This is a genomic window from Dolichospermum sp. UHCC 0259 (assembly GCF_009711935.1).
GTDB lineage: Bacteria > Cyanobacteriota > Cyanobacteriia > Cyanobacteriales > Nostocaceae > Dolichospermum.
In genome coordinates this window covers 21,687-31,078 of sequence record NZ_VIKX01000208.1, presented here as the reverse complement: position 1 = coordinate 31,078, position 9,392 = coordinate 21,687, and the positions used below count along the sequence as shown (strand labels likewise).

Annotated in this window: 9 protein-coding genes; 4 read left to right on the top strand and 5 right to left on the bottom strand. The window is 38.7% G+C overall.

Annotation, left to right across the window (positions count from 1 at the left end; genetic code table 11):
• Window positions 1–78 precede the first annotated feature (78 nt).
• Window positions 79–1,053, bottom strand: coding sequence for a DUF362 domain-containing protein (locus FJR05_RS17000; RefSeq protein ID WP_168645205.1), 975 nt, complete (start codon window positions 1,051–1,053; stop codon window positions 79–81).
• 168 nt (window positions 1,054–1,221) lie between these two features.
• Between FJR05_RS17000 and FJR05_RS16995 the strand changes: the two genes are divergently transcribed.
• Both FJR05_RS16995 and FJR05_RS16990 read left to right on the top strand, forming a co-directional pair.
• Window positions 1,222–2,019: a CBS domain-containing protein gene (locus tag FJR05_RS16995; protein ID WP_168645204.1), complete on the top strand. Its 798-nt coding sequence runs from the start codon at window positions 1,222–1,224 to the stop codon at window positions 2,017–2,019.
• A gap of 188 nt (window positions 2,020–2,207) precedes the next feature.
• Window positions 2,208–3,728 (top strand): diguanylate cyclase domain-containing protein, encoded by a 1,521-nt coding sequence (locus tag FJR05_RS16990; protein ID WP_254446971.1) that lies wholly within the window; start codon window positions 2,208–2,210, stop codon window positions 3,726–3,728.
• Between the two features lie 10 nt (window positions 3,729–3,738).
• Here the strand turns inward: FJR05_RS16990 and FJR05_RS16985 are convergent, their stop codons facing one another.
• Window positions 3,739–4,035 (bottom strand): hypothetical protein, encoded by a 297-nt coding sequence (locus tag FJR05_RS16985; protein WP_168645203.1) that lies wholly within the window; start codon window positions 4,033–4,035, stop codon window positions 3,739–3,741.
• Here FJR05_RS16985 and FJR05_RS16980 point away from each other — a divergent pair.
• Window positions 3,994–4,185 carry a hypothetical protein gene (locus tag FJR05_RS16980; protein WP_168645174.1) on the top strand — a complete coding sequence of 64 codons (192 nt, stop codon included), beginning with the start codon at window positions 3,994–3,996 and terminating at the stop codon, window positions 4,183–4,185. The two genes, FJR05_RS16985 and FJR05_RS16980, sit on opposite strands and share 42 nt — an antisense overlap.
• Before the next feature lie 205 nt (window positions 4,186–4,390).
• On the opposite strand, the gene purT is transcribed toward FJR05_RS16980, so the two are convergent.
• On the bottom strand, window positions 4,391–5,584 hold the full coding sequence (gene purT, locus FJR05_RS16975) for a formate-dependent phosphoribosylglycinamide formyltransferase (RefSeq protein WP_168645202.1): 1,194 nt from the start codon (window positions 5,582–5,584) through the stop codon (window positions 4,391–4,393).
• A 246-nt stretch (window positions 5,585–5,830) separates the two neighbouring features.
• Between purT and FJR05_RS16970 the strand changes: the two genes are divergently transcribed.
• A protein-coding gene (locus FJR05_RS16970) for an IS1 family transposase (protein WP_168645201.1) occupies window positions 5,831–6,591 on the top strand; the annotation gives its coding sequence in 2 pieces (ribosomal slippage) (window positions 5,831–6,170 and window positions 6,170–6,591; 762 coding nt in all).
• A 168-nt stretch (window positions 6,592–6,759) separates the two neighbouring features.
• Here the strand turns inward: FJR05_RS16970 and FJR05_RS16965 are convergent.
• Entirely contained in the window at window positions 6,760–7,707 is a 948-nt protein-coding gene (locus FJR05_RS16965) for a F0F1 ATP synthase subunit gamma (RefSeq protein ID WP_168645200.1), read from the bottom strand.
• A gap of 85 nt (window positions 7,708–7,792) precedes the next feature.
• Window positions 7,793–9,313 (bottom strand): F0F1 ATP synthase subunit alpha, encoded by a 1,521-nt coding sequence (gene atpA, locus FJR05_RS16960; protein WP_168645199.1) that lies wholly within the window; start codon window positions 9,311–9,313, stop codon window positions 7,793–7,795.
• Window positions 9,314–9,392: the final 79 nt, after the last annotated feature.

Sequence of the window (9,392 nt, the reverse complement as noted above, 5' to 3'; positions counted from 1 at the left end):
AAGCCCAATTTTTTCCAACACATCCAAAGTAATTTGGAGTTTTTCTAGACTTCTACTCCCCCTACCCCCCTGCCTCTTTTACCGACTGACTCTATAAGCGCTCATGGGTTCTTTAATGAAGCGGATATAAAGATGCCTAAAAGTAGATTTAATCACACGCGGCATCGCAAAATCTATGGGCATTAACTTTTCCGGTAATTGCCAATCTGTAATTTGTAATAAATCGGGGGATAAATTCGGAAAGTGAATCTCACTTAATTCTGGACATATTCCTAATCTTTGAGAAGCTGCAACCGTGGGAACTTGTGCAGGTGCAACTTGGAGAACTTCTAACATTGCTCTATCTAAAGCAAATACATTACTTGATGCTGCTAAAATTTCTAAATTTCGAGGTTCTCCCCCACTTGGACCATTACCTTCATGACCAATAATTCCATCTAAAATTGTTAAAGTTGGATTAATTGCTCTGGCAGTTTCTACTAACATTTCTCCGAATTTGTCAGCATCTTTGCCGGCTTCCATGTGCCACCAAGCTTTCATTTTTCCAGGAACACAACCAAAGAGATTTTTTACTCCTAAAGTTAAGGTTAATTGCATATGAGATTTCACTTTAGGAAGATTAATAATCACATCTGCTTCCATTGCTTCTTTAGATAAAAGCAAGTGATTAAAATTATCGTTTACAGTTTGATAACGCTTACCATGAAATTCCACAAGTGGTAACTTTAGTTCTTCCAAAATTGGTAATAAACCATTGGCGATCGCCACACCTTTAGCACTACCAAACGCAGGACTATCTCCTAAAAATGGGTTGCCACCAACAGCAATTACCATTTCAGCAACGGCACGGACTAATTCTGGACGAGTGGTACATTCTTTTGTCGGACGAGAACCAGTAAGCAGATTGGGTTTGAGTAAAACGCGGTTTCCTGGTTTCACAAAAGCAGCCATGCCTCCTAAAGGTTCTAGGAGTGTTTCCAAAGATTCTTTTAAAGCTTCCTGTTCGTAAGATTTAGCCCGAATCAGACTCACAGATAATTGTTGTGTTTGCATGGAAAATAATTGGGTTATATTACATTCAGCATTAATACTGTATCAAAAATTTAACTATAGTGGGAAACTTCTTGAGACCTCGACAAAGATGAAATCTAGAAAACAGTTATAGCAGGGAGTTTTATGAAATACTGATTTGGCTAATATTTATTTTATTTCTCAGGGTAGATGAAACAGCTAAAATCACGATCGCAAGATCTACGCAGCTTATTTGAGAAAAGTATCACTATCGAATATGTAGCCGAACCTCTCAAAGCTGTATCGGCTCATGCAGATGCGATAGAAGTATTACATTGGATGGAGTTACAAGATTTTGATGTAGTCGGGGTAGAAGCGGAAAATACTATCAGTGGTTACGTAAAACGTTCTGATTTAATGCTATGTCAAGCTGGAAAATGCAGCGACTACCAACAGATATTTCATCCCCAAGAATTAGTGGCTATTTCTACACCTTTGATGAAATTATTGCCTATCTTAGCAGAAAAATCCAGATTATTTGTATTAGATTCCAATCACGTCAGCGGTATTATTACTTACGGTGATTTACAGAAAGCTCCTGTGCGAATGCTGCTGTTTAGTTTGGTCACTTTACTGGAAATGAATTTGCTCCGATTGGTCAGGCTTTATTATCCCCCAGATTCTTGGCAACAAGTGCTTAAACCTGATAGACTGGGTGCGGCTCAAACATTATGGCGTGAGAGTCGAGAAAGAAACGAGGCTACAGAGTTATTAGATTATCTGCAATTTTGCGATAAGCGCGAACTAATATTAAATCAGTCAGAACTATTTCAGCAATTAGGATTGAACTCTAAACGCTCTGGGGAAAAGTTACTCAAATCTGCTGAACATTTACGCAATCGTTTAGCGCACGCTCAAAACTTAGTTAGTGGTTCTTCTTGGCCAGAATTGATTTCTTTAGCTGAGGCAATAGAAAAACTATTAATTTGTTGTGAAAAAATTGAATAGTATATGTTACAATCTAAGACCCGATTAAGTTCATCTCTGTGATGCTCTGTAAAGAAATGTGGCATTTATTTATTTGTCATTTAATCTTTGGCTAAAAAGTAAATGATCGCTCAATATAGTTAAAACTGTAATTTTTTTCGAGATATATTTTGCCCTACTTAGTCACTCATAGTTGTCAACATAAAAATTTGATTGCAAATCTCTTAGGAAAAACAGGAGTATCTGGGTTTAAGGCTAATTTATTGGTTGTTGATGATCATCCTAACAACCTAAATATACTGGCTGAAATTTTTAGTCAACAAGGCTATAACGTTAAAAAAGCAATTAGTGGAGAAATTGCTCTGGCTATTATCCACACTCAATTACCGGATATAATTATTTTGGATATAAAAATGTCCGGCATGGATAGTTATACAGTTTGTTCAATCCTCAAAGAAAGTGATTATGCTCGTCATATTCCTATCATTTTTTTAAGTACGCTAGATGCTATTTCTGAGCAAATAAAGGCATTTAAGGTGGGTTGTGCTGACTATATTATTAAGCCTTTTCACCCAGAAGAACTATTAATCAGAGTAGAACATCAATTAATTATTTCCCAACAATATCAATATTTACAAAAAGAAATTAATCGCAAACAGCAAATTGAATCTAAACTAGAATTTTTACTGAAAACTATTAATTTAATCAGTCAGGCTGTTAATTTTGAACAAGCTTTAGATGCTGTATTATCTGAACTTAGACAAATAATTGGTTGGGACTATGGCGAAGTTTGGATTACTAATCCAGAACAAACAGAATTGTATCTAAGTAAAGCTTCTTATGATAAACATGATCAACTTTTAATCTCCTTTGCTCAAGCTAGTCGGAAATATACTTTTCCCTATGGAGTAGGAGTACAGGGTAAAGTTTGGGAGATCCAACAATCTGACTGGATTGAGGATATTTGGCAAGTGAAAGAACATACATTTTTGCGGTGGGAACTAGCTAAAAATGCTCAACTTAGGTCTATATTGACTGTACCTATTACTTTACAAAAAAAGTCTTTAATTATCCTATGCTTTTTTACGCGATCGCCTATCACCTATAATATCGAACTATTAGATTTCATCAATGCTGTGGCTTTGGAGCTAAGTGAATTTATTCAACATAAACACACTGAAGAAGCTCTCAAAAAAGCAAATCAAGAATTAATAAAATTAGCAAATATAGATGGTTTAACTCAATTAGCTAATCGTCGGTGCTTTAATGAAAAACTTAGTTATGAATGGCAAAGAATGCGCCGAGAAAAAGCATTTTTAGGGCTGATTATGTGTGATATAGATTACTTTAAACTCTACAACGATTACTATGGTCATCAAGCGGGAGATAAATGTTTATACCAAGTAGCTCAAGCGATCGCCCAAACTTGTAAACGTTCTACGGATTTAGTCGCTCGTTATGGTGGAGAAGAACTAATTATCCTCTTACCAAATACTAATTTACAAGGAGTAATTCATGTTACTAAACTGATGCAAGAGAAAATAGCAAGTATAGCTATTCCTCATCAATCTTCATTAGTCAATACTTGTGTCACATTGAGTATAGGTATTACTAGCATGATTCCTAGCCAGGATAATTCTCCAGAAAGCATAATTGCCACAGCAGATAAAGCACTTTATCAAGCCAAAGCACAAGGACGTAATACCTACTGCATTTCTTCTCCTATGTAACGGGAAAATCTTATTCCCAAGTCGCTGCATTCCGCAACACAGACGGAATTTCACCCTGTGATAAAGGAAATTCTAACATTGTTTCTTTATAACCTAAATACCCAGATTCAGTAAAAGATAAAAGCATTCGTTCTAGTGCAAACCAAACTTCTGATTCGTATTCCCAATCATGATAGCGTCTAGCACGTCCAGCAATGGAACGTAAAGCCCAAAAATAGGAATTTCTGACAACAGAACCACCTTTTTTAAATTCTGGTACATCTTCATGGTGAATAAACAAAACGTTATTTTCAATTCTGGATCTCATAATTATGGTAGGAGTCAGGAGTCAGGAGTCAGGAGTCAGGAGGAAGAAATGAAGAAAGAAGAAATGAAGAAGGAAGAAATCAAGAGGGAAGAAATCAAGAGGGAAGAAATCAAGAGGGAAGAAATCAAGAAGGAAGAAATCAAGAAATGAAGAAAGAAGAAATGAAGAAAGAAGAAATGAAAAAGTAAAAGCCTTGGATTGTATGGCTTTTACTGTAAATTTTATATCTCATTTCAAGTGCATACTACTATAGGTGAATGCTTATACTAAAAACGGTTGAGACATGGACTTTTATAAAATCACGAAAACCCCAGATTTGTAGGGGTTTAGCACTGCTAAACCCCTACCTGAAGAATCAAGTAATTAAGCCGTGTTGAGTATAACTTATTTTCACCTGACTAGCTGCCTTTACCGCCTTTTCTCTAGCTGCTTGAATATCCCCACCTTTTGCTAAAGCTACCCCCATACGACGATAAGGATGAGCAGTAGGCTTACCAAACAACTTAATATCTACATCTTTTTCAGCTAAAGCTTCAGCTACACCAGTAAAAGTAATAGAATCAGATTTTTCCGAAGCTAAAATTACCGCACTTGCCGAAAATCCTAACTGTTCAATGTGGGGAATTGGTAAACCTAAAATAGCTCGCAGATGTAATTCAAATTCATTTAAATTCTGAGAAATTAATGTTACCATACCTGTATCATGGGGTCTGGGAGACAGTTCAGAAAAAATGACTTCATCCTTAGTAATGAAAAATTCAACCCCAAAAATTCCCGCACCACCTAAAGCATCAGTAACTTTTTTAGAAATTGCTTGAGATGCTAAGATTTTATCTTCAGAAATAGCTGCGGGTTGCCAAGATTCTTGATAATCACCTCTTTCTTGACGGTGGCCAATGGGATCACAAAAAATAGTCGGTGCGTCCCATTGTTTAATAGTTAGTAAAGTAATTTCAATTTCAAAATTAATAAATTCTTCAACAATTACCTTTTGGCTATCACCACGAGAATTGGAAATAGCATAATTCCAAGCTTTTTCTACTTCACTTCTATTATTAACTACAGATTGACCTTTTCCAGAAGATGACATTACGGGTTTAACAACATTAGGAAAACCAATTTCTGCGGAAATAGTAATTAACTCTTCTAAAGTAACTGCATAACCATATTTAGCAGTTCTAATTCCTAATTCTTGATGTGCTAATTCTCTAATTCTGTCGCGGTTCATGGTGTAGTTAGTCGCCGCTGCTGTGGGAATGACTGTAATTCCTCTTTGTTCAAATTCTTGTAATTTTTCAGTTCTAATTGCTTCAATTTCGGGAATGATGAAATCGGGTTGATGTTTATTTACAACTGCTTCTAAATCATCAGCACTCAGCATAGAAATAACTTCTGCACAATCAGCTACCTGCATAGCGGGAGCATCGGCATATCTGTCCACAGCAATGATATAATTGCCTAAACGTTGAGCCGCAATGACAAATTCTTTTCCTAGTTCTCCTGAACCAAGCAGCATTAATTTTTGGGGTAGTTTTAGCGCCTTAATCATGATTTAGATACCACAGATGTTGATTTAACTGTCTTATAGCAATTCCTATTCAAGTGAGGTATAACAAGAAAGATTTAACCGCAGATGGAAGAGGATGGACGCAGATAAATTTGTACTTTATTAAATGATGGCGTTGCTGAATTAGGGTATGATTGGGGGAAAGGTGCGATGCCTACGAAGGGTTTCGCGATAGCGAAGCGCTCCGTAGGCATCGCTAAAAAATAACACCTCTCGGAATCAAATATTATGCAGTGTCCTGAATGTAAGTCAAATCATATCAATAAAAATGGTCATAAAAAGGGGAAACAAAACTATATTTGTGTGAACTGTTGTCGCCAATTCATAGACTGTTACGAAACCCAGAGAGGTTACTGTGAAGACGTTAAACGAGAATGTCTAAAAATGTATGTTAATGGCATGGGATTTAGAGGTATTGAAAGAGTAAAAAATGTGCATCATACGACGATTATTGGTTGGGTCAAACAAGTAGGAAAACTGTTGCCATATTACTATGACCCTGAAACGATTCCTGATGTAGGAGAATTAGATGAATTAGAAACTTTTGTGGGGTCAAAAAAAACAAAATTTGGCTCTGGACGGCTGTAAACCACTTTAAACAGGGCATTTTAGGATGGGTTTTAGGAGATCATAGTGGCGAAACTTTTGCTCCATTATGGCAACTTGTTAGTCAATGGCAATGCTATTTTTATGTCACAGATGGATGGAAAGTTTATCCAAATTTTATTCCCGATGGTGATCAAATTATCAGCAAAATCTATATGACTAGAGTAGAGGGTGAAAATACAAGATTAAGACATTATTTAGCCAGGCTGCATAGAAAAACTCTTTGTTATTCTAAATCTGAAGAAATGCTCCGATATTCTATTAAATTATTAATTCACTATCTCAAATTTGCAGATGTGCCAACTCCTTATCCAAATAATAGTAATTATTGTTCTGGTTTGCGATTCCTACGGAGCGCTTCGCTATCGCGAAACGATCCGTAGAAGTTGCGATAGGAATCGCACCTTTCCCCTGTCATACCCAAAATCAGCAACGTCATATATCTCAGTTCTAGGTTTATTCAGCAGACCCTATTTATATAGATCAAAAATTAATAACTGATGATTGGCTATAGTTAATTTTACAACTACCTCCAATCACCAATCACCAAATTAAGTCAACGCTTCCGCACCACCGACAACTTCCAGAAGTTCCTGGGTAATTGCGGCTTGACGAGCTTTGTTGTAAGACAAAGATAGACTTTTAATCAATTCACCGGCGTTATCGCTGGCGTTACTCATTGCTGTCATCCGTGCGGCTAATTCACTAGCTGCTGATTCTTGTAATGCTCTTAATAGCTGATTGCTCAGATATAATGGCAACAATGAATCCAGAATTTGCACTGGATCTTGTTCAAAAATCATGTCACTAGGTAAAGCTGTCACTGTACTAGCTACTTTTTCCCGTTCTACTTGGAATTGACCACCACGAGTAGTTAAACGGAAAACTTCATCATCCGCTGCTTCCAAACCTTGGGTATCCAAAGGTAGAAGGGTTTGCACGACGGGACGAGAACTAACCAAGGAGACAAATTTTGTATAAACTAGCTCAATCCGGTCTACTTTTTCCGACAGGAAGAGAGAAAGTAGTTCGTCAGCAATATTTGTCGCTTCTGCTGCGGTAGGAATCTGTTCTAAACCGCTGTATGTAGCATCAATGGGCTGATTACGGCGTTGAAAGTATTGAATAGCTTTGCGACCAACCAATACATAAGTATAGTTTACACCTTCAGCTTGGAGTTCCTTGGCACGATTTTCGGCACGGCGGATCACGTTACTGTTGTAACCACCACACAAACCCCGATCGCCAGAAATTACCAACAAACCTACTGTTTTAACTTCGCGTTTTTTCAGTAGGGGAAGGTTAACATCTTCAAACCGCAGTCTGGTTTGCAAGCCATACAATACTTGCGCCAAACGGTCAGCAAAGGGACGGGTAGCAATTACTTGTTCTTGAGCGCGACGGACTCTCGCCGCTGCTACAAGCCGCATGGCTTCTGTGATTTTCTTGGTGTTTTTGACCGACTGGATGCGATCGCGTATTGATTTGAGATTAGCCATAATTTTTATTGGTTGTTAGTTGCCAGTTGTCAGTTGTCAGTTGTCTATTATTGCTACTGACCACTGACCACTGACAAATGACTAATTACGCTGCTGCTTGGAAGGTCTTCTTGAACTCGGTCAGAGCAGCTTTCAAAGCTACTTCTTCTGCATCACCGAGGGCTTTGCTACCTTGTACGCCTTGGTAATAGGCAGTGTTAACATTCTTCAAGTAATCACGTAAACCCTTAGCAAAGGTAGTTACTTGATTAACTGCGATGTCATCTAAATAACCGTTAATACCAGCGTAAAGAACCGCTACTTGTTCAGCTACGGAGAGAGGGTCGTTTTGGGGCTGTTTTAAGAGTTCCCGTAAACGCACACCACGCGCCAACTGATCTTGGGTGGCTTTATCTAAATCGGAAGCGAATTGCGCGAAAGCTTGTAAGTCGTCAAACTGTGCCAATTCCAATTTAATCTTACCGGCAACTTTCTTCATTGCCTTGGTTTGCGCCGCAGAACCTACACGGGATACAGAGATACCGGGGTTTACAGCAGGACGGATACCAGAGTTAAACAAGTCAGAAGACAAGAAAATCTGACCGTCGGTAATGGAAATTACGTTGGTAGGAATGTATGCGGATACGTCACCAGCTTGGGTTTCAATGATAGGTAATGCAGTCATACTACCTTTACCTAATTCATCGCTGAGTTTAGCAGCACGTTCCAACAAGCGAGAGTGAATGTAGAATACGTCTCCAGGATACGCTTCCCGACCGGGTGGACGACGTAACAGCAAGGACATTTGGCGATAAGCCTGAGCTTGCTTGGAAAGGTCATCATAGATGATTAAGGTCGCTTTGCCTTTGTACATGAAATACTCAGCAATACTAGCGCCTGTGTAGGGAGCGAGGAATTGTAGGGTAGCTGGGTCACTGGCGTTAGCAGCAACAACTACTGTGTAATCCATCGCGCCTTTTTCTTGTAAGGTTTGGACTACGTTAGCAACGGTGGAAGCTTTTTGACCGATCGCCACGTAAACGCAAACTACATCTTCACCTTTTTGGTTGATGATGGTGTCAATAGCGATCGCTGTTTTACCAGTTTGGCGATCGCCAATGATCAATTCCCGTTGACCACGGCCTACGGGAATCATGGAGTCAATAGCGGTAATCCCTGTTTGCATCGGTTCATGTACAGACCGACGAGCAATAATCCCAGGTGCAGGAGATTCAATTAACCGAGTTTCGGTTGTTTTGGGATCACCTTTACCATCAATAGGACGACCCAAAGCATCTACAACGCGACCAATGAGAGCGTCACCTACGCCTACTTGAGCAATTCTACCAGTAGCGGTTACAGAGCTACCTTCTTGAATACTCCGACCTTCGCCCATCAATACCGCACCAACGTTATCTTCTTCTAAGTTTTGGGCGATACCGATTGTGCCATCTTCAAATTCTAGGAGTTCCCCAGCCATAGCTTTTTCCAAGCCATAAATCCGGGCAATACCGTCACCTACTTGTAGCACTGTACCAACGTTAGCAACTTTAACCTCTTGGTCGTATTGCTCGATTTGTTGTTGGATGATGCTGCTGATTTCGTCAGGTCTAATGGAAATGCTCATTTGTCGTGCTAATTAGTTTCGGAAGAAGTTAATGATAATTAGTGATTGGTCATTGGTCATTGGTCATTGGGAAAAATTA